A 19,444-nucleotide genomic window follows, 5' to 3' on the forward strand; every position below is an offset into this window, starting at 1 on the left:
GTTCTTGAAGTTAAGGGCATGAAGCAGCAACGTAGACGAGCGGTGCTGATGGAAGTGGGGATAACGATTGCGATCGCTTTGCTGCTCATTTTCGTAATGCCAGCAGTTCTCACAGGCTTTCGTCTCAACTTGCTAGCGCGATTCTTGGCATTAGCGATCGCTGCCCTCGGCATTGATTTAATTTGGGGCTATACGGGTATGCTCAGTTTGGGGCATGGTGTATTTTTTGCGCTCGGTGGCTATGCCTTGGCAATGCACTTGCAATTAGCTCCTCTCAAGAACGGTTTACCAGAATTTATGAGCCTCTTCGGCATTACAGACCTACCTTGGTTCTGGAAGCCGTTTTATTCGTTTAGTTTTGCCGCCGCAGCCGTTGTGATAATTCCGGCTGTATTAGCCGCAATATTGGGTTATTTAGTATTTCGCAACCGGATTCGGGGCGTTTACTTCTCAATTTTGACCCAAGCAGCGACGATTGTATTTTTTAATTTCTTTAACGGGCAGCAGGGCTTCTTTAATGGCACCAATGGTTTAACAAACTTCAAAACATTATTAGGGGCAACAGTCAGTAATAGTCAGACACAATTTGTTTTCTACGCCCTAACAGTCTTATTTTTGGCAGGTGCTTATGCTTTGTGCCGGTGGCTGACTAGCGATCGCTTTGGACGAGTTCTGGTTGCGATTCGGGATGATGAGAGCCGGATGCGCTTCTCTGGCTATAATCCCACGGGATTTAAAGTCGTAGTGTTTGCGATTTCCGCTGCTTTGGCTGGAATTGGGGGTGCTTTATTCACCCTTCAATCTGGTTTAATTTCACCGAAAGCAATGGATATTGCCTTTTCTATTGAAATGGTAATTTGGGTAGCCGTGGGAGGTCGTGCCAGCTTAATCGGAGCCATATTTGGAGCGCTATTAGTCAACTTTGCCAAAAGTCTTTTGAGCGAACAATTTCCGGGCATTTGGGTATTTTTCCAGGGAGCATTATTCCTAATTGTGGTAACAGTTCTTCCCGATGGTGTAGTCGGCTGGCTGCGCTATCAGGGTTTCCAGCACCTGCTGACACTTCTAGGACGGAAGCAGGTAGCAACCTATCCCAGCCTTGAAGAAGATCCAGAGGTACAGCATGAACGCGAAAATATTAGAAACTGAAAATTTAACGGTTAATTTTGATGGTTTTAAAGCACTGAACCATCTGAATTTCAGCATGGATGTCGGAGAATTACGGGTCGTAATTGGTCCAAACGGTGCCGGGAAAACAACCTTTTTGGATGTCATTACTGGCAAAGTACAACCAACTGAGGGACGGGTATTATTTAAGGGGAGAAACGTGAAAGCACTCTCCGAACATCAAATCGCCCGATTGGGAATTGGGCGAAAGTTCCAAACCCCCCGCATTTACCTCAACCTGACGCCCCGCGAAAACCTAGAACTTAGCTGCAATCGTAATAAAAATGTCTTAGCAACACTGTTTGGGCGTCCTGCTACTGGCGAACGTAGTAAAGTAATGAGTTTGCTCGAAACGATTGGTTTAAGTGCAAAAGCAGATATCCGCGCTGGTTTACTTTCTCACGGGGAGAAACAACGCTTAGAAATTGGAATGTTAGTTGCTCAGTCGCCCGATTTATTGTTGGTGGATGAACCCGTTGCAGGGCTAACTGATGAAGAAACTGACAATATTGGGGAACTACTGATCGCTTTAGCTCACAGTCATTCTATTTTGGTCATTGAACATGACATGGAATTTGTGCGCCAAATTGCTCGTAAAGTAACTGTGTTGCATGAAGGCTCGGTGTTGTGTGAAGGCACGATTGAGGAAGTACAAAATGACCCTCGCGTTATAGAAGTTTATTTAGGAGAGCAGTTAGATCCTCAGGGAGAACCGCTTAAAGAAATTGAGGAGTAAAAAGAAGCGCTAAATTAAGCAATTAAAAAACGATCGCGTCTTATTCAACCAAGCACAATAAAATGCTAAAAATTTCTAATTTAAATGTCTATTACGGTGAAAGCCATATCCTCCGCAATGTAGATTTGAGCGTCCCCTTAGGGCAAATGGTGTGTCTAATTGGACGTAATGGTGTTGGCAAAACCACTCTACTCAAAACAATTATGGGGCTACTTAAACCCCGTAGCGGCACGATTACTTTTGCTGATGAGATAATAATAGACAAATCTCCAGATCGACGGGCGCGGCTAGGAATTGGTTATGTTCCTCAAGGACGGGAAATTATCTCGCGATTGACAGTGAAAGAAAATTTGTTGCTGGGTTTGGAGGCGCGACGGGAGGGTAGAAATGGTAAGGAAGAAATCCCAGAAGAAATCTTTTCCCTCTTTCCCGTTTTAAAAACGATGCTGTCTCGGATGGGTGGCGATTTAAGTGGAGGACAACAACAGCAACTCGCGATCGCTCGCGCTTTGATGGGGAAGCCGCGGTTACTTGTACTGGATGAACCCACAGAAGGTATTCAACCCTCGATTATTTTAGAAATAGAAGCAGCAGTGCGCCGCATTATTGAATCTACCGGCATTTCTGTTTTATTGGTCGAGCAACACTTGCATTTTGTCCGACAAGCAGATCGGTACTACGCGATGCAAAAAGGCGGTATCGTCGCGTCTGGCTCGACTAGCGAACTCAGTCAGGATGTAATTCAACGGTTTCTGGCTGTCTGACGCACATAGCTAAAAATCTTTGCGAATAAACCGTAGAACTTGCAACCAAGGTAGGCGCTTTTACGCCTCCGAAAATAGAGCGGTCAGTTTACTCTCACAGCCGCTAAACTGTGGAGAGCCTTATGACAGATTATCTGTCTGGAGGACGAAACACCGCATCTATATTAACTCAGAGATGTTCAAGCGGCTGCAACAGCTTCAACCCAAGCTGCTAATTTTTACCTTTGGGGCATCTTTGCTACCCGTGATGTTCCTGAGTGCTGTAGCGTGGCGGTTTGTGCAGCAGCCGCTCATCGACTTAGAAAAGACTCGGCTCGACGATCAAGTTTTAGCCTTTCGGGGATACACTGCGGCTACTGAGAAAGGATTGCAAAATTTATCCTCTAGCTATGCAATCTGGACAGATTTATACAACGCAATTGGGAAGCGAGATGAGGCTTGGATAAAAAAGGAAGTCTCCGAGCAACTTGTTCTTTCTACCGATGTCGATCATGTGAAAGTGGTGGATCGTAGGGGAGAGATTTTGGGAGAGCGGGGTGACGCTTTGCGAATTCCGAATGTAGCTGAGCGGATAACAGATGCGATCGCTACCAACAAGCCAACGACGATGTTGATTGATAGCGGCTTGCCTCAGATATTGCTCTTTTCAACAGCGCCTGTTTACAACAGCGATGGTACGGGGAAGTCACCCGGAACTTTGATTTTAGGGCAAAATTTAGATGAAACTTGGTTGCGTAACTTTCTTAATTTCTCTCAACCTACCACTAAACTGCAAGTTATTTCTCTAGATGGCAAATCAATCATTTCTAGCAATACCAAATCCAGCATTGAGCCTTGGGAACAAGTAAATTTAAAGTCGCAGGTGTTACGCAAGATTCAAAAAGGTAAAACAGTTTATCGGATCGAACCAAAATCTGGTTTGAATACGATATATGCTCCGATTACTTCCCGCAATCAGCCTATTGCCATTGCCAAAATTCAAATTGTCTCAAAGTATTTTAATCAAGCTTCCATCAACCTAAACCGTGTGATTTGGCTAGGACTGGGATTGGCTACCTTGTTATCGATTGCGATCGCACATTTGCTAGCCAAACAAATCGGCAACCCGATTATCCAGCTCTCTGAACGCAGTAAAACCTTAGCCGCAGGCGATTTGACTACCCCCATTCCCGGTATCGGCGCGGGTGGTGAAATCGGTCAACTTGCTCATGCTTATCAAGAAATGGCTCAGGCGCTAAAAGCCCTCATCGGAAACCTAGAGCAACGAGTTGCAAAGCGTACTGAGGAACTAGAACAGGCGCGTCAGACTCTTGAAGAACGGGTGCAACAGCGTACTGAAGAGCTTTCGCAAAAAAACCAGCAATTACAGCAAGCCCACGACCAACTACAGCAACTGAATACTGAATTAACTACCAACGCTCAACAGCTAAGTCAAGCATTACGCAATTTGGGAAGGGCGCAGGCGCAACTCATTCAAACTGAAAAAATGTCTAGTTTGGGTCAACTTGTTGCTGGCATTGCCCACGAAATTAACAATCCGATTAATTTTATTTATGGTAATCTTCCCCATATCAGTGACTACACAAAAAATCTACTGAACCTCGTACAACGCTATCAAAAAAGTTATCCTGATGCTGAAATACAGCAATATATTGAGGACATCGATCTCGATTTTTTGACGGGCGATCTGCCTAAAATTATTACTTCAATGAGGGCTGGCAGCGATCGCATTCGTCAAATTATTCTATTACTGAGAAACTTTTCCAGGCTTGACGAAGCCGAAATGAAGCGGGTCAATATTCATGAAGGAATTGATAGCAGTCTGCTAATTGTTCAGCATCGCTTACAATCAGGCGGAAGCTGGAATGCCGAGGGAAATCCAGAGATTCAGGTCGTTAAGCAGTACGGCGTTCTGCCACCTGTTGAATGCTATCCAGCGCAGCTTAACCAGGTATTTATGAATATTTTAAGTAATGCAATTGATGCACTGCAAACTATCAAACAACCTGAAAAACGGATTTACATTAAGACTGAATTCAGGAGCGTGCCCAAGCAAGTTATCATCACAATTAAAGATAACGGTTCTGGTGTTCCTACAGCGATTAAATCAAGAATAATTGACCCTTTTTTTACAACTAAACCTGTCGGTAAAGGTATGGGTTTAGGGCTAACTGTCTGTTACCAAATTCTGGAACATCATCAAGGAAGTATTGAGATTATTTCTGAACCTGGACAGGGAACAGAAGTTATTATTGCTTTACCCCAGTAAGTTAAATAACCCACTTGGGAATCCCTAAAAAGTACTAATTTTTGAGCAAAAAGCGAGAAGAAAGCTAGCAAAATTTAATATATTCAGGGTTTGGGAAGTTTATAAGCTAAACCTCCCAATTTATCAATTAATATTTTTTCCTATTCACGATTAATTTTAATTTCTAGGGTCTCCAAAAAGATAATAACCTGTAACTTTTTGAAAAGCCTCGGAAGTTTTGTCGCCAGGACAACCATCTACACTTAAATAAATTCCTGGAAATTGATTTAAAAACTGTTGCAGTTCCTTGCCATTGTCAATCTTAGAACCTGGTGAATAATATACCAAAGGTTGCCTTTTACCAGGTTGAATCTCTACATCTTTTTCTTCACTCTCACTGGTTTCTGAATTCTCCCAAGTAATTGTTCCTCGATCGGTCATTCGGCGCAGAAGCACAGCGGCACCATATTGCTGGGATACGGCTGTATTTGACCAGGTGCCATCATCAACATATTTTCCTTTAGTATAGTGGTTTGAAGCACTCCACAAATAAGGTGAAAGAACATCAGAATGGTAGAGGCGATAACCCCAACCGTTGTAGCCTTCTAACTTAAAAAGAATGCTCGGAAGACTCCACTCTTTCCATTGGTCAAATTTATCAAAAGTTAAAGCATCAATAGCACTTTCTTCCCATGTAAAGGGAGGATTGCCATTAGAGGGGCGATTTTTTGGTTCGTGTACGGTTCTTTTTGTCAGCGGATCTCCATTATGCAGGTGAGTATTGAAATTTAAGGAAGATTCCATGTTGTGAATAATGGCTATCACATACCAGGGAATCGCCAGTCTTTTCCCTACCGCATCATACCTAGCCCGATTTGTATCAATGGTATCTAAAATATTATTTACTTGCTCAATTTTATTTTTAGTGATTTTGCAGCTATCAAAGAGTTGCTGGTATTCGTTTTTTAAGCTTTCAAAGCTGATAGCCGCCATAAGAATCTCCAGTATAAAGACTTAAGAATATTCGGTTGAATCGAGTTTAATGGTATTTTTGTTTAAGATGATTTTCCGGAGTAAAAAATTAACAATTTATACACCAAATTTAATGAAAGACCTCGATCCGGCAGTAGCAAATCCCTCATCCTCTGGATGGCACGGCATTCTTAACTTGGAGTTTTCTAAAACCCAAAGCAAAACCCAGGTGATTAGCGATCGCGTAAAAGCACCGCTGAAGGTACAGCGCCCATTTTATCCAGAAGGGTCGGAGATTTGTCATAGTGTAATTTTGCATACAGCGGGGGGTGTTGTGGGGGGCGATCGCTTATCGCTTAATTTCCACCTCCAACCCAACGCCCAAGCCTTAATCACTACCGCTGCCGCCGGTAAGGTTTATCGCAGTAATGGATTGCCAGCGAGTCAAACGATTGAAATCGAGGTGAACGCGGGTGCTACTTTGGAGTGGCTACCGCAGGAAACAATTATTTTTGACGGTGCGATGTATCGACAAGACTTGCGGGTAGAATTAGCTCCAGAAGCAAGTTGGCTGGGTTGGGAAATTACACGCTTTGGACGCAGTGCCAGAGGGGAGAGATTCTTACACGGAGAGTGGCGATCGCATACCGAAATCTGGCAGCAAGGACGCCCTCTGTGGATTGACAGGCAATGGCTACCTGGCGGGACAGAAATCCTCGACAGTCCTCACGGTTTAGCTGGGCAATCCGTTGTAGCGAGTTTAGTCTGGATTGGGCAAGCGGTGTCACCGGAGATTGTGGAAAAAGCACGAAATCTAGGGAATCATTCACCCTTTTTCAAGAAAGGAACAGGGGGGAATATTCACCAAGCAGGCATTACTCGTCTTCCTTCTGGGCTATTGTGTCGCTATCGCGGTTCTTCTACTTCCCAGGTGCGAAACTGGTTTATAGATATTTGGAATTTGCTGCGATTGCACTTTTTAGAACGCCCTGCTTGTCCACCGAGAGTATGGCAAATTTGAACAAACCGCAAAGAACACGGAGAACACGAAGGAGTTTAAGAGGTTATCAATGCAACTGACGCCACAGGAAAAAGATAAGCTATTAATTTTTACGGCGGCACTGTTAGCGGAACGCCGTAAGGAAAGAGGTTTAAAGCTGAATTACCCAGAAGCGATCGCTTATATTTCCGCTGGTATTTTGGAAGGCGCTAGAGATGGACGTACTGTTGCCGATTTAATGAGTTATGGGACAACGCTACTGTCACGGGAAGAAGTGATGGAAGGTGTGCCAGAGATGGTGCATGAAGTCCAGGTAGAAGCGACATTTCCCGATGGGACAAAATTGGTTACAGTTCACAACCCAATTCGTTAGAGAATCCCGTAGATTGAAGGATTGTTTATGAAGGTTGCATTTATCGTTTACACCGGAATGACCGCCTTAGATTTTATCGGAGTTTACGATCCAGTTACTCGTCTCAAGACAATGGATTTTATGCCCGATTTGGAATGGGATATTTGCGCCCCTTCTCAAGAAGTAAGCGATAACGCTGGACTTCGTTTTACTCCGAACAAAGTAGGCGAATCTCTTCAATCCTATGACATGATTATCATGCCGGGTGGAATTGGCACCAGAAAATTAGTTAACGACCTTGAGTTAATAACATGGCTGAAAACCTCAGCACCTTGCAAGTTCAAAGTTTCTGTGTGTACAGGTTCTTTACTACTCGGTGCAGCGGGATTTTTAGAAGGAAAGACAGCAACAACCCATCCCAATGCTTTCCACGACCTTCAAAAATATTGTAAGTCGGTCGTAGACAAAAGAGTGGTTGATGAAGGTGACGTAATTACCGCCAGAGGCGTTACTTCGGCAATTGATTTGGGTTTATATCTTTGTGAAAAGTTCGCCGGATACGAGATTAAAGAGAAAATCCGTAAACAAATGGATTATCAAACATAATCTTAGAAAAATTAGGTAAGTGTGAGCAATTTACGGAGCCAATTATATTCAGCATTTTACGACACTGAGCCGGTTCCTATGGGTGAATTTATACAATAGTTAGCCGTTTTTATAAAAAACTCAAAGAGGAAGTTGAAATGATTCCTGGAGAAATGCTTGTACAAGCAGGGGAAATAGAACTGAATGCCGGTCGCCCTAGTATAAAACTGCAAGTAGCCAATACAGGCGATCGCCCGATTCAAGTTGGTTCTCATTTTCACTTCTATGAGGTGAACGAATCTTTAGATTTCGATAGAGAACAAGCAAAGGGAATGCGCCTGAACATTCCAGCAGGTACAGCCGTGCGCTTTGAACCTGGAGATGAAAAAGAAGTGGAATTAGTACCATTTGTTGGTAGCCGTCAAGTATATGGCTTTAATGGCAAAATAAATGGTTCGCTATAGCAATTAATGAGGATAATTAAATGACTTTACCGATAAAAGAAATTGTACTAGCGCCTGGAGAAGGCAGGCATCTTACTATTGGTAACAGCGAAGCTACATTTAAAGCGGTTGGTGCCGATACTCACGGGAACTTAGGGCTGTTTGAGTTTAGCCTAGAACCGGATGGAACCGGGGCGCAACCACACATCCATCGCCAGATGGAGGAGATGTTTTATGTCCTGGAAGGGGAAGTGGAAATCCTCGTCGGGGATAGAACAGTAAAAGGACAACCAGGGGCATTTGTGCTTGTCCCTCGCGGTACACCTCACGGGTTCGCTAACCACAGTACAAAGCCAGCGAAGCTGTTAATAATGTTTTGTCCGGGGGGAGAACGCGAAAAATATTTTGAGGGACTAGCTGAACTGATGAAAGACGGGCAAAAACCCGATCGGGAAGCTTTGCTTGAGTTAATGCGAGGATTCGACCAGGAACCAGTAGAAATTTAGAAAAGAATGGCGATGGAATGGTATAACGAACCGCCAACTTGGAATGTCCAAGGCAATACAATTATCATTACAGCCGCTGGGAAAACTGATTTTTGGCGAGAAACTCACTACGGCTTTATTCGAGATAACGGTCACTTTTTTTATCAGCCAGCGAACAAAGACTTCATGGTTGAGGTGAAAGTTAGTGGTGAGTATCGAGATTTGTACGATCAAGCCGGATTGATGCTGCGCTTAGATGAGGCGAATTGGTTAAAATGTGGCATTGAATTTGTCGAGGGTGTACAACAAGTCAGCGCTGTGGTAACAAGAGATTACTCAGATTGGTCTGTTGTCCCGCTACCAGATAACCCGACTTCTCTTTGGATGCGCGTACATCGACGTGGCACTGCTGTAGAGGTGCAATACTCTCTGGATGGCACCCAGTACACGATGCTACGCCTTGGTTATCTCACGCCAGTTGAGACGGTGAATGTAGGGATAATGTGTGCTTCTCCAGAGGGAAATGGCTTCTCAATGAAATTTGAGGGATTCAAAATTAATCGCTTGTAACCCAAAAAACGCCAAGAATAGCCCAAAACTTTGCGTACCTTTGCGCTTCCCTTTGCGTACCTTTGCGTTAAAAATATACCACTCTAGAGGAGTCAAGGATGAGTTACAGAATGGATCGCCGCGCTTACGCCGAAACCTATGGTCCGACAGTCGGCGATCGCGTTCGTCTTGCTGATACCGAATTATTCATCGAAGTCGAACAAGACTTCACGACCTACGGCGATGAAGTGAAATTCGGTGGCGGCAAAGTCATCCGAGATGGCATGGGACAATCTCCTATTTCTAATGCCGACGGTGCCGTCGATCTGGTAATTACCAACGCCTTAATCCTCGACTGGTGGGGGATTGTCAAAGCCGATATTGGTATTAAAAATGGCAATATTTTTAAAATTGGGAAAGCTGGAAATCCTTACATTCAAGACAACGTAGAGATTATTATTGGCCCTGGAACTGAGGTCGTTGCCGGGGAAGGAATGATTCTCACTGCTGGCGGGATTGACAGCCACATTCACTTTATTTGTCCGCAACAAATTGAAGTCGCGATCGCATCCGGCATCACCACCATGATCGGCGGTGGTACTGGCCCCGCTACGGGTACAAATGCGACCACTTGCACTCCTGGCCCGTGGAATATGTACCGGATGCTGCAAGCCGCTGACGCCTTCCCGGTAAATCTAGGCTTCTTAGGGAAAGGCAATAGCAGCCAACCCCAAGGACTAATCGAACAAGTCTTAGCTGGGGCGATAGGTTTAAAACTGCACGAAGACTGGGGCACCACACCCGCGACGATTGATACTTGCTTGAGCGTTGCGGATAATTATGATGTGCAGGTAGCCATTCATACCGATACCTTGAACGAGGCCGGTTTTGTAGAAACCACCATCGCCGCATTTAAGAATCGCGTTATTCACACTTACCACACCGAGGGAGCCGGTGGAGGTCACGCGCCGGACATTATCAAAGTATGCGGCGAAGCGAACGTCCTGCCCTCTTCCACCAACCCGACGCGCCCTTATACCGTCAATACCCTAGACGAACACCTGGATATGCTAATGGTGTGTCATCACCTCGACCCCAGCATTCCCGAAGATGTCGCCTTTGCCGAGTCCCGGATTCGCCGGGAAACCATTGCCGCTGAAGATATCCTGCACGATTTGGGCGCATTCAGCATGATTTCCTCTGATTCTCAGGCGATGGGGCGGGTCGGCGAGGTAATCATTCGCACCTGGCAAACGGCACACAAAATGAAAGTGCAGCGGGGAAACCTTTCCCCATTGCTACCAGGAGAGGGGCAAGAGAGGGCGGATAATTTCCGGGCAAAGCGCTACGTTGCTAAATATACAATCAATCCAGCCATTACCCACGGGATTTCGCAGTATGTTGGTTCGGTAGAAGTGGGGAAATTGGCGGATTTGTGCCTCTGGCGTCCGGCATTTTTTGGCGTCAAGCCAGAGATAGTCATCAAAGGGGGTGCGATCGCTTACGCTCAAATGGGCGATGCCAACGCTAGTATCCCCACACCGCAACCAGTGCATATGCGCCCAATGTTCGGCAGTTTTGGAGGCGCGATCGCTGCCACTTCTCTAACTTTTATTTCCCAAGCGGCACTCGAACAAGAGATTCCCAGCCAGCTTAAGCTACAAAAGCCAGCCGTTGCCGTCAGCGGTACGCGGCAGCTCAGTAAGCGAGACATGAAATTAAACGATGCCCTGCCTCACATGGAAGTAAATCCGGAAACCTACGAAGTGCGAGCCGATGGGGAATTGCTGACTTGCGAACCGGCAACCGTTCTCCCATTAGCACAACGCTACTTTTTATTCTGATTAAATTGGTAGTAGAGAAGCGATTAACTTGCTAGAGATGCAACTAATCGCTTCTCTACTTATCTATTTTTCAAAACTAATACCCCTTCCGGATTCACCTCGTATTGTGCCCCCACATAACCAGTGCGGTCATACAGAATTTGGTGAATGTGTTGGTCTAGTTTTGCTTCATCAGAAATTTGAGGTCGATAATATTCTTTGATTTGCTCCTCGATGCCCATCACCTCAAGACGGTCGTGAAGTGCTGCGGGTTCTCCTGCTAAATAAGCATTTCGTGCCGCATCATCGCTCAAGAAGCTCATCAAGATTGGCAACGGAACCCCGCCAATCGTCATCCTGCCACTGCTCAGCAGTAGCACCCCTAGAAAGATAGATAAAAGTATAGAAAAGTAGATGCCCGCGATCACTTTTACAGGAACTTTAGGCGAAGGACGGTAATCAGGGCGTTGTTGTTTGCGAATGGTTCGACTAGATTCAGGTGCTAAGCGACCCATACTTTCCAACTTTAGAATCTTCTCTTCAATTGATGACTGAAATTGGGGGGGTCGGTCAATCTATCCGGAGGCGTAAAAATTTAAAGAGTGAGGAAACAACGCAGTCAACATAGAACGCAGACCGCTAAGTAGCGGAGCGTTTAAAGCGATCGCTTCCACGTCCATCCTGTAGATAAAGCTGTCTCATTACCAACCACTCAAATTTCTATCTTGAGCGCGATCGCCCAAAAGACCTCTTTTACCTATCCATCCGCACGAGGAAATTGACTTCGCTACTGCCTATCTTTCCCGTTTTGCTTAATTTATAGATGTAAATAAACTAGATATCTGCGATTTTTTCTTTCCAGCAATGAGCAGCCAGATGTATCAGATGACAGAAAAGTATGATCGTCATCCTAAAGGTTTATAATTAATTTTCTGTTGCTAAGGTCATTTGGCTAGTCCAGACACTGGATAGAAGCCAAAGAAGCAAAGATTCGGTAAAGATCCCCAACAATCCTTCTGTAGAATGAGGCAAAATTATACCTTAGGCGTAAAGAATGTTACGTGATGCACGATTAATTTACAAAAATTAATTTTAATAAACTTGAGTTGTTAACCTATCGCTTCCATGAAGAATCATTCGAGTCTCAATCAACCTTCTAAAACTGACCGCATTCTCGTTGTGGATGATTCTCCCGATAACTTGTTTTTGGTTCAAACCATTTTAGAAGAAGAGGGATATCAAATTACCTTGGCGGAAAATGGTCGTTCTGCCTTAAACGAGATTGAACAATCTCCACCAGACTTGGTCTTGTTGGATGTGATGATGCCGGGGATGGATGGATATGAAGTCACGAGGCGAGTCCGTGATAATACTAAGTTGCCATTTATCCCGATTTTACTGATCACAGCCCACGATCACGCCAGCGTAGTAGAGGGATTAGATACCGGAGCAGATGATTTTATTCGCAAGCCAGTGCAAGTTGACGAATTGCTGGCGCGGGTGCGATCGCTTCTGCGGCTGAAGCATAGTGTGGACGAACGCGATCAAATTGCCCGTCAGCGAGAAGATTTCGTTTCCTGGCTCACCCACGACTTGCGGACGCCGATCGTCGCCGCAGAGCGGATGCTGGCTTTATTTAGGCAAGGAGCCTTAGGAGAACTCTCGCCAGGAATGCAAGAAGCGATCGCTACAATGGATCGCAGCAACCGCAACTTGCTGGCGATGGTGAATACTTTATTAGAAGTCTATCGCTATGAAGCCGGTCGTAAAACCCTGAGCTTCTCACCAATTGACCTGCGGAAACTACTTCAGGAAGTAGTTCAAGAACTTTCTCCCTTAGCAGAGGAAAAGAACCTCACCCTGAAGCTGGATTTAGGGGACAGCGCCGACAATCATCCGCTTGATTTCAAAGTAGTCGGCGATCGCATGGAAATCCATCGGGTTTTAACGAACTTAATCGGAAATGCTATCAAATTTACAGATAACGGTTCAGTTGCTGTCCATGCGTCGGTAGGCTCCCATACAAGTAACTCCGCTAATCCCGCCATCGTGATTGACGTTAACGACACAGGTCCTGGCATCACCTTAGAAGACCAGAAAGTTTTATTTGAGCGGTTTCGCCAAGGGAACCACAAGCGTTCTGGCAGCGGTTTAGGGCTGCATCTATCGCGTAGAATTGTGGAAGCTCATCAAGGTGAAATAGAGGTCAAATCCGAGTTGGGTAAAGGTAGTTTATTTAGAGTTCGCTTGCCTGCTCAAATATGAAATTTTACTGTTGGATTTTAGATTTTGGATTTTAAAGGGTATAGAGTCTAAAATTTAAAATCCAACATTGGAGAAAAAATGCTAGTACCACAAAAAGTTAGTAACATCGTATTTCAGCAACGAAAGTTTTTTGCAACTGGAAAAACTAAAGACATATCATTTAGAATTCAACATTTAAAGCTTTTAAAAAGAGCATTATTAGAGAATGAAGCCGCTATTTTTAAGGCTCTGCAAACCGACCTGAACAAATCAGTGTTTGAAGCTGCTTTATCAGAAATAGGAGTTTGCTTAGAAGAAATTAATTATGCGTTAAAAAATATTAATACCTGGACAAAACCCAAGAAAATAAAGGCACCAATTACCCAATTTATAGCCTCCGCTCAGGTTTATTCTGAGCCGTTGGGTGTAGTTCTAATCGTGGGAGCTTGGAACTATCCCTTGCAGCTACTAATTTCCCCTCTAGTGGGTGCGCTCGCAGCCGGTAACTGTGCGATTCTAAAACCGTCAGAACTCGCTACAAATACATCGCATCTATTAGCTGAGATTATCCCTAAATACTTTAATCCAGAAGTAGTGGCTGTTGTAGAAGGCGGTATTGAAACTAGCCAACAGTTACTGGAAGAAAAGTTTGACTATATCTTTTTTACAGGCGGCAGCGAAGTTGGAAAAATTGTTATGGCGGCAGCAGCCAAACATCTGACGCCCGTTACCCTAGAATTGGGTGGCAAAAGTCCTTGTATTGTAGATGCCGATACTCATCTGGAATACACTGCCAAAAGGATTGTTTGGGGTAAATTCATGAATGCAGGTCAAACTTGTATTGCCCCAGATTATCTTTTAGTAGATAAAAGAATTAAAAGAGATTTGCTCGCACAAATCAAAAATTGTATTCACAATTTTTATGGGGATGAACCGGAAAAAAGCCCTGATTATGGCAGAATTATTAATCAAAAACACTTTAACCGTCTTTGTAAATATCTAGATGGGGATGTTTTGATTGGTGGAGAGACTAATCCATCTGAGCGATACATTGCTCCTACCGTCATCGATCGCGTGGGCTGGAAAGATCCAGTCATGCAAGAAGAAATCTTTGGTCCAATTCTGCCAGTCCTAGAATATACAGAGTTGAACGAAGCGATCGCGCTTGTCAACGCCAAACCGAAACCTTTAGCCCTCTACTTCTTCTCGAAAGACAAACAAAAGCAACAAACCGTCTTGCAACAAACCTCCTCAGGCGGTGTTTGCATCAACGATACCGTTATGCAGGTTGGTGTCCTAGATTTACCCTTCGGTGGCGTCGGAGAGAGCGGCATCGGTCGTTATCACGGCAAGGCAAGTTTTGAGACATTCTCCCATCAAAAAAGCGTACTCAACAAATCTTTTCTCGTTGATGTGAAGTTGAGATACGCTCCCTATAAGGACAAGCTCAAAATCCTGAAGTGGCTAATGAAATAATTAGTAATGAGAAAAAAGTTTTAAATTGTAGAGGCGCGATTTATTGCGTCTGAGTTTTGAATTAAAGAATTCTTTTATAACTCAAAACTCAAAACTCTCTTTTCCTACTCCCTTAATAGCTATATCGCTCTTCTGCCCACGGTTCTCCCCGCCGGTGGTAGCCATTGCGCTCCCAAAAACCCGACTCTTCTTGCCGAAGAAATTCTAAGCCGTTAATCCATTTGGCGCTTTTCCAGGCATAAAGGTGAGGGACAACTAGCCGCATCGGTCCGCCATGTTCCGCCGGTAGCGGTTCCCCAAATAGAGTGTGAGCAAAAAAGTTTTCTTCTCGCAGAAAGTCTTCTAAAGGAATATTCGTGGTGTAGCCACCGTAACAGTGTTCCATAACATGAACAGCTTTCGGGTCAACTTCCACCAGCTTCATAAAGTCTGTCACCTTAACGCCAGTCCACTGCACGTCGAGTTTAGACCAGCGGGTGACGCAATGGAAATCGGCAGTAAAGTTATGTTGGGGCAGAGCCATAAAATCTGCCAAGCTGAAAGTCTTTTCGGTTGCCAAACCCCAGACGCGAAATTGCCAGTTGTCAGTATCGATCTGCGGAGTGTTGCCGTAGGTCAGCACCGGGAAGCCTTTCGTCAGATATTGACCGGGAGGAACCCGTTCGCTCTCCTCCGATTCTGGTTTTTTGAAAAATTTTCCTAGCATGAGTCTAGTAGAGATGGCGTTTTGTGTACTCTAATTCTTAATATGCACTTATATCCAAAAAAATAGCGCCCAAAGGCGCTCGGAAATTCTAGGAAGCTGAGACGAAAAGCAACCTCTAGGATAATTATTCTTCTTCGGCTTCTTCTTCCTGGGTTGGATACACAAACTTAGAACGCCCAGTCAGAATCGATTTGCCCAAAGACAGAGCTTTCTGAGCTTGAATTGTCGCCTTGTGCTTCCAGGTGGCTTTGCGCTTATCGCGCTTGGATTTTGATGTTTTCTTCTTAGGAACCGCCATGATCGTAACTCCAGCAATCGTTTACAGCCTTCCTATTCTAAGAGATCCCTTGACCAGTTCAATCTAGTCGGGCGAATTTCTCGACTGTCTCACCCTTGTTCGTTCCCGATGAGGCAGTCAGCAGAGAGGTGTGCGCGGTGGTTCACACGCTGATTTGGGCGGTTTTTATCGCCCCTGTCCGGTGGTTCCCGTTCCAGTGGTTGGCGTAGTGGGATTGGGAATGTTCTCTGTTGGATTGGGAATGTTTTCTGTTGGATTGGGAATCGTTTCCGTGGGATTTACATTACCGCCAGGAAATGCTGGTGAAGAGGGAATCGTTGGCGAGGTGGGAGCAGTTGGTGCATTTGGTGCAGTTGGGGCTGCGGTTCCGGGTGCCTGGTTCTGAGGAGTACCGGGGGCTGCGGGAGCGGCTGTTCCCGGTGTCTGGTTCTGAGGAGTCCCTGTAGGCGCTCCGGGCGCGACATCCCTAATGTTACCGGGCACTGCGGTTGGTGGGGGAGGTGTAGCAGGTGCCCCCTGTGCTGGTGCTGGGGGGGGTTCGGCAGTAGCGGGGACGGGCTGATCGGAAGGCGTCACGTCATCCACAAAACCGAGTAAAGACTTGGTATTGGGGAAGTAGGTTGCCCAGCGGGGGGTATCGGGGCGGCTTCTCCAGGCTCCGCGAGTTACTTTTAAAGAAAGAATCGGCGCGATCGCTCCCTGATTTTGCCCCAGAATCATCACCGCAACGTCAGTCACTAAAATGTCGCGATCGAAGCTGCGCTGCGCCGCCGCCCTAGCCACTACCTCGGCTCTGCGGACAAAACCTTCGTAAGTTTCTGCTGGCTGACGAACCAAGGCAACTTCAGAGCGAGCAGTGTAAGCTTGGGCAATCTGCGGTATAAAAGCAGCCGTTGCCAGCCAAGTTGCTCCCCCACAACCGAGCAATGTCACTAAACTAATGGGTGCAATTCGCTTGTGAGCAAAAGACTTCATCAAATTAGCAGTCCTCTGACTCCACCCTCTCCCTTGAAACTCGATTGCTGATAAAACCTTCAAACCATCAGAACCCGATTCGTGCATAGTTGCCACCCGGTTTTTGCCCCGCCCTAGAATCACCGATTTTCGCCTTCCTACTTTAAAGATAATGCCCAACAAAAATGTAGTTCATCTACATCATGGCTGAGAATTACCTCCCACTGTAGAGGGATTTTGCCATAGATAACGACAAAATTAAATTCAAAATAGTTCCGAGTAAATGAATCTTTTCTTGTCGTTGGTACTTAGCTATGCGTTCTTTTTTAGTTTTCAGCTCAACCCTAGCGGTAATAGCTAGCATTTGGGGAGTCTTAAGTCCTTCATCTAGGGCGATTCAGCTAGCAGATGGAACCGTTTCCTTTGAAAAACCGCCTCGCTTAATAGATGCTACGACTACCTTTGACCGGATTAATGTCTGGGGAGCTACCTATTATTTCACCGTCAGTCTGCCAGAAAATGCTGGTGAACCGCTTGGGCAAGTGACGATTACCCAAAACGAGGGATTAGAGATAATTCGATTTAAACTTAACGACAGCGAAGCATTTGTAGGGAAGCCTGGAAACAAAGGCGAGAAGTTAGGGCTGGGAAAAGTCATAAGAGATAGGCAGACAAACACCATTTCAGTCATGTTTGATCCTCCCGTACCTCCAGGTAAAACCGTTACGATTGGTCTCGATCCAGTACGTAACCCCTTCAGTAGCGGCGTATATCTGTTCCGAATCAAAGCTTTTCCAGCCGGAGAGAAAGCTTACGGTTTAGATTTGGGAGTAGGACGCCTGCACTTCTATTCGCCCTTTTAAAAGCTTGTCTTTCTCTTAACCATCATTGCCGAATTTTCCGGATAGGCTCTTATAGGGGATGTAGCCGTCTGAATTGCTTGCATACAACAAGTAAATTTGCAAGCGATCGCTACTCTGGTTGCAGATTTTTGTTACCACACCCCAATTACTCTGTTTCAATATCACTATGGCTCAAACTTTTTTTATCAATCCAGCGACCGGAAATGATAGCGCTGCTGGCAGCCAGTCAGCGCCGTTTAAAACGATTACCAAAGCTCTCCAACAAGCACAATCTGATACGACCATTCAACTGGCAGTCGGGAACTACAATGCAGCCAGCGGTGAAGTCTTTCCCCTCAAGGTGCCGGCTGGGGTCAAGGTTGTGGGGAATGAAGCCAATAAAGGCAGTGGCATCTTGATTGAAGGAAGTGGAACCTACAGTAGCCCCAACTCCTCTGGCGGTCAAAATGTGACGGTCAGTTTAGCCAATAATGCTCAACTCCGGGGCGTAACTGCGACCAACCTGGCTACACGCGGAACTGCCGTCTGGATAGAATCGAATGGCTCCACGGTTGCCAATTGTACCTTTACTAATAGCAAGCGCGAGGGAGTCTTTGTGACGGGTGATGGCAACCCGGTCATCACCAATAATGTATTTACTAAAAATCTGGGCAATGGCATCTCGCTAGCAGGAAATGCCAAAGGCGAAATTCGAGGCAATACTTGCCAAAATACGGGTTATGGCATGAGCATTGCGGATAGTGCCTCTCCATTGGTGGTAGATAACCAAATTTCAGGCAACCGATCTGGGATTGTCATCTCTGGAAATGCGCGTCCCAAGCTGCGGAATAATCTGAGCGAACGAAACTCTGATGATGGTGTGACAGTGATTGGAAATGCCTTACCGGATCTGGGCAGTGCCACCGAAGCAGGAAAAAATATCCTGCGCTACAACACTAAATTTGATTTACAAAATAGCAGCTCAAACCAGCTGGTTGTGGCGGGAAATCAAATGAATCCCGACAAAGTAAAGGGAAGCGTAAACTTGCTCGACAATCAGCTTCCTCCTACTGATACGGCTGGCGGTGGCGGTGGTAGTGGCGGTGGTAGTGGCGGTGGCGGTGGCAGTGGCGGTGGTGGTGGCGGTGGCGGTGGCAGTGGCGGTGGTAGTGGCGGTGGTGGCGGTGGCTCTCCAGTCCTTGAGCTAACCGATATTAAAGGTCATTGGGCTGAGACTTTTATTCAGGAATTAGTGAAGCAAGAGATTATCAGCGGTTTTCCTGACAAAACCTTCAGACCCGATGCCAGTCTGACGCGAGCGCAATATGCTGCCTTATTGACCAAAGCCTTTACCCCACCTGCCAAACGAGAAGCGATCGCTTTCAAAGATGTGGCAAACAGTTTCTGGGGTTACGCTGCGATTCAACAAGCCTATCGCGGTGAATTTCTCTCTGGGTTCCCCGATAAAACCTTCAAACCGAACGACAATGTCCAGCGCGTCCAAGTGATTGTCTCCTTGGTGAATGGACTAAAGTTAACCGGGGGCGCTCTAACCGCGTTAAACTTCTTCGATGACCGCACGGGCATTCCTGACTATGCCAAGGATGAGGTTGCAACAGCCGCCCAAAAGCAGCTGGTTGTCAATCATCCAACGCTCAAAAAACTTAACCCCACCCGCGATGCGACGCGGGCGGAAGTAGCGGCAATCGTTTATCAAGCCTTGGTGAATGCTAACCGAGTCTCAGCTATCAACTCACCCTATATCGTGACGGCTTGATCGAGGCTGGAACTGCTTCACCT

20 protein-coding genes are annotated in these 19,444 nt (G+C 45.7%); 15 read left to right on the top strand and 5 right to left on the bottom strand.

Annotated elements, in window-relative coordinates; genetic code table 11:
* The first annotated feature begins 18 nt into the window (after positions 1–18).
* The 4 genes from urtC (at position 19) to NDI44_RS21785 (ending at position 4,936) form a co-directional block, all read left to right on the top strand.
* Positions 19–1,149 carry an urea ABC transporter permease subunit UrtC gene (urtC, locus tag NDI44_RS21770; RefSeq protein WP_190410216.1) on the top strand — a complete coding sequence of 377 codons (1,131 nt, stop codon included), beginning with the start codon at positions 19–21 and terminating at the stop codon, positions 1,147–1,149.
* The gene (urtD, locus tag NDI44_RS21775) at positions 1,124–1,903 is read left to right on the top strand and encodes an urea ABC transporter ATP-binding protein UrtD (protein WP_190410217.1); all 780 of its coding nucleotides are present in this window, start codon (positions 1,124–1,126) and stop codon (positions 1,901–1,903) included. Before urtC ends, urtD begins: the two co-directional genes overlap by 26 nt.
* A 62-nt stretch (positions 1,904–1,965) precedes the next feature.
* Positions 1,966–2,667 carry an urea ABC transporter ATP-binding subunit UrtE gene (gene urtE, locus NDI44_RS21780; RefSeq protein ID WP_190410218.1) on the top strand — a complete coding sequence of 234 codons (702 nt, stop codon included), beginning with the start codon at positions 1,966–1,968 and terminating at the stop codon, positions 2,665–2,667.
* A 175-nt stretch (positions 2,668–2,842) separates the two neighbouring features.
* Positions 2,843–4,936, top strand: coding sequence for an ATP-binding protein (locus NDI44_RS21785; protein WP_190410219.1), 2,094 nt, complete (start codon positions 2,843–2,845; stop codon positions 4,934–4,936).
* 156 nt (positions 4,937–5,092) lie between these two features.
* On the opposite strand, the gene NDI44_RS21790 is transcribed toward NDI44_RS21785, so the two are convergent.
* Entirely contained in the window at positions 5,093–5,908 is an 816-nt protein-coding gene (locus NDI44_RS21790; protein WP_190410220.1) for a hypothetical protein, read from the bottom strand.
* Between the two features lie 112 nt (positions 5,909–6,020).
* Between NDI44_RS21790 and NDI44_RS21795 the strand changes: the two genes are divergently transcribed.
* The 7 genes from NDI44_RS21795 to ureC all read left to right on the top strand — a co-directional run bounded on the left by NDI44_RS21795 (position 6,021) and on the right by ureC (position 11,145).
* Positions 6,021–6,908 (top strand): urease accessory protein UreD, encoded by an 888-nt coding sequence (locus NDI44_RS21795; RefSeq protein WP_190410221.1) that lies wholly within the window; start codon positions 6,021–6,023, stop codon positions 6,906–6,908.
* A gap of 49 nt (positions 6,909–6,957) precedes the next feature.
* Complete coding sequence (gene ureA / locus NDI44_RS21800) at positions 6,958–7,260, top strand: urease subunit gamma (protein ID WP_190410222.1); 303 nt, start codon at positions 6,958–6,960, stop codon at positions 7,258–7,260.
* A 27-nt stretch (positions 7,261–7,287) separates the two neighbouring features.
* A complete protein-coding gene (locus NDI44_RS21805; RefSeq protein WP_190410223.1) occupies positions 7,288–7,845 on the top strand; it encodes a DJ-1/PfpI family protein in 558 nt (185 codons plus the stop codon).
* A 137-nt stretch (positions 7,846–7,982) separates the two neighbouring features.
* Positions 7,983–8,288 carry an urease subunit beta gene (locus NDI44_RS21810; RefSeq protein WP_190410224.1) on the top strand — a complete coding sequence of 102 codons (306 nt, stop codon included), beginning with the start codon at positions 7,983–7,985 and terminating at the stop codon, positions 8,286–8,288.
* A gap of 20 nt (positions 8,289–8,308) precedes the next feature.
* Positions 8,309–8,773: a cupin domain-containing protein gene (locus tag NDI44_RS21815; RefSeq protein ID WP_190410225.1), complete on the top strand. Its 465-nt coding sequence runs from the start codon at positions 8,309–8,311 to the stop codon at positions 8,771–8,773.
* A gap of 12 nt (positions 8,774–8,785) precedes the next feature.
* A complete protein-coding gene (locus tag NDI44_RS21820; protein WP_190410271.1) occupies positions 8,786–9,322 on the top strand; it encodes a DUF1349 domain-containing protein in 537 nt (178 codons plus the stop codon).
* Positions 9,323–9,420: 98 nt separating this feature from the next.
* A complete protein-coding gene (gene ureC / locus NDI44_RS21825) occupies positions 9,421–11,145 on the top strand; it encodes an urease subunit alpha (RefSeq protein ID WP_190410226.1) in 1,725 nt (574 codons plus the stop codon).
* A 59-nt stretch (positions 11,146–11,204) separates the two neighbouring features.
* Here ureC and NDI44_RS21830 read toward each other — a convergent pair whose 3' ends face one another.
* On the bottom strand, positions 11,205–11,639 hold the full coding sequence (locus tag NDI44_RS21830) for a hypothetical protein (protein ID WP_190410227.1): 435 nt from the start codon (positions 11,637–11,639) through the stop codon (positions 11,205–11,207).
* A gap of 610 nt (positions 11,640–12,249) precedes the next feature.
* Here NDI44_RS21830 and NDI44_RS21835 point away from each other — a divergent pair.
* Complete coding sequence (locus NDI44_RS21835; RefSeq protein WP_190410228.1) at positions 12,250–13,389, top strand: hybrid sensor histidine kinase/response regulator; 1,140 nt, start codon at positions 12,250–12,252, stop codon at positions 13,387–13,389.
* Positions 13,390–13,467: 78 nt separating this feature from the next.
* Positions 13,468–14,844: an aldehyde dehydrogenase gene (locus NDI44_RS21840; protein ID WP_190410229.1), complete on the top strand. Its 1,377-nt coding sequence runs from the start codon at positions 13,468–13,470 to the stop codon at positions 14,842–14,844.
* Between the two features lie 112 nt (positions 14,845–14,956).
* Here the strand turns inward: NDI44_RS21840 and NDI44_RS21845 are convergent, their stop codons facing one another.
* The 3 genes from NDI44_RS21845 to NDI44_RS21855 form a co-directional block, all read right to left on the bottom strand.
* Complete coding sequence (locus NDI44_RS21845; protein ID WP_190410230.1) at positions 14,957–15,550, bottom strand: sulfite oxidase-like oxidoreductase; 594 nt, start codon at positions 15,548–15,550, stop codon at positions 14,957–14,959.
* Between the two features lie 124 nt (positions 15,551–15,674).
* A complete protein-coding gene (gene rpmF, locus NDI44_RS21850; RefSeq protein WP_190410231.1) occupies positions 15,675–15,848 on the bottom strand; it encodes a 50S ribosomal protein L32 in 174 nt (57 codons plus the stop codon).
* 165 nt (positions 15,849–16,013) lie between these two features.
* Positions 16,014–16,919, bottom strand: coding sequence for a hypothetical protein (locus tag NDI44_RS21855; protein ID WP_348235315.1), 906 nt, complete (start codon positions 16,917–16,919; stop codon positions 16,014–16,016).
* Between the two features lie 197 nt (positions 16,920–17,116).
* Here NDI44_RS21855 and NDI44_RS21860 point away from each other — a divergent pair, with 197 nt between their 5' ends.
* On the top strand, positions 17,117–17,665 hold the full coding sequence (locus NDI44_RS21860) for a DUF2808 domain-containing protein (protein WP_190410233.1): 549 nt from the start codon (positions 17,117–17,119) through the stop codon (positions 17,663–17,665).
* Between the two features lie 166 nt (positions 17,666–17,831).
* Positions 17,832–19,421 (top strand): DUF1565 domain-containing protein, encoded by a 1,590-nt coding sequence (locus NDI44_RS21865; protein ID WP_190410234.1) that lies wholly within the window; start codon positions 17,832–17,834, stop codon positions 19,419–19,421.
* The last annotated feature ends 23 nt before the right edge of the window (positions 19,422–19,444 follow it).

The sequence above is a fragment of the Trichocoleus sp. DQ-A3 genome, from assembly GCF_039961975.1.
GTDB lineage: Bacteria > Cyanobacteriota > Cyanobacteriia > Cyanobacteriales > FACHB-T130 > FACHB-T130.

Excerpts from the sequence above, each read along its gene's own strand:
- NDI44_RS21805 (WP_190410223.1), top strand. The coding sequence starts at position 7,288 with ATGAAGGTTGCATTTATCGTTTACACCGGAATGACCGCCTTAGATTTT.
- NDI44_RS21810 (WP_190410224.1), top strand. The coding sequence starts at position 7,983 with ATGATTCCTGGAGAAATGCTTGTACAAGCAGGGGAAATAGAACTGAAT.
- NDI44_RS21860 (WP_190410233.1), top strand. The coding sequence starts at position 17,117 with ATGCGTTCTTTTTTAGTTTTCAGCTCAACCCTAGCGGTAATAGCTAGC.
- NDI44_RS21830 (WP_190410227.1), bottom strand. The coding sequence starts at position 11,639 with ATGGGTCGCTTAGCACCTGAATCTAGTCGAACCATTCGCAAACAACAA.
- urtD (WP_190410217.1), top strand. The coding sequence starts at position 1,124 with ATGAACGCGAAAATATTAGAAACTGAAAATTTAACGGTTAATTTTGAT.
- NDI44_RS21820 (WP_190410271.1), top strand. The coding sequence starts at position 8,786 with ATGGAATGGTATAACGAACCGCCAACTTGGAATGTCCAAGGCAATACA.
- rpmF (WP_190410231.1), bottom strand. The coding sequence starts at position 15,848 with ATGGCGGTTCCTAAGAAGAAAACATCAAAATCCAAGCGCGATAAGCGC.
- NDI44_RS21835 (WP_190410228.1), top strand. The coding sequence starts at position 12,250 with ATGAAGAATCATTCGAGTCTCAATCAACCTTCTAAAACTGACCGCATT.
- NDI44_RS21865 (WP_190410234.1), top strand. The coding sequence starts at position 17,832 with ATGGCTCAAACTTTTTTTATCAATCCAGCGACCGGAAATGATAGCGCT.
- urtE (WP_190410218.1), top strand. The coding sequence starts at position 1,966 with ATGCTAAAAATTTCTAATTTAAATGTCTATTACGGTGAAAGCCATATC.
- urtC (WP_190410216.1), top strand. The coding sequence starts at position 19 with ATGAAGCAGCAACGTAGACGAGCGGTGCTGATGGAAGTGGGGATAACG.
- ureA (WP_190410222.1), top strand. The coding sequence starts at position 6,958 with ATGCAACTGACGCCACAGGAAAAAGATAAGCTATTAATTTTTACGGCG.
- NDI44_RS21795 (WP_190410221.1), top strand. The coding sequence starts at position 6,021 with ATGAAAGACCTCGATCCGGCAGTAGCAAATCCCTCATCCTCTGGATGG.
- NDI44_RS21840 (WP_190410229.1), top strand. The coding sequence starts at position 13,468 with ATGCTAGTACCACAAAAAGTTAGTAACATCGTATTTCAGCAACGAAAG.
- ureC (WP_190410226.1), top strand. The coding sequence starts at position 9,421 with ATGAGTTACAGAATGGATCGCCGCGCTTACGCCGAAACCTATGGTCCG.
- NDI44_RS21815 (WP_190410225.1), top strand. The coding sequence starts at position 8,309 with ATGACTTTACCGATAAAAGAAATTGTACTAGCGCCTGGAGAAGGCAGG.
- NDI44_RS21845 (WP_190410230.1), bottom strand. The coding sequence starts at position 15,550 with ATGCTAGGAAAATTTTTCAAAAAACCAGAATCGGAGGAGAGCGAACGG.
- NDI44_RS21785 (WP_190410219.1), top strand. The coding sequence starts at position 2,843 with ATGTTCAAGCGGCTGCAACAGCTTCAACCCAAGCTGCTAATTTTTACC.
- NDI44_RS21790 (WP_190410220.1), bottom strand. The coding sequence starts at position 5,908 with ATGGCGGCTATCAGCTTTGAAAGCTTAAAAAACGAATACCAGCAACTC.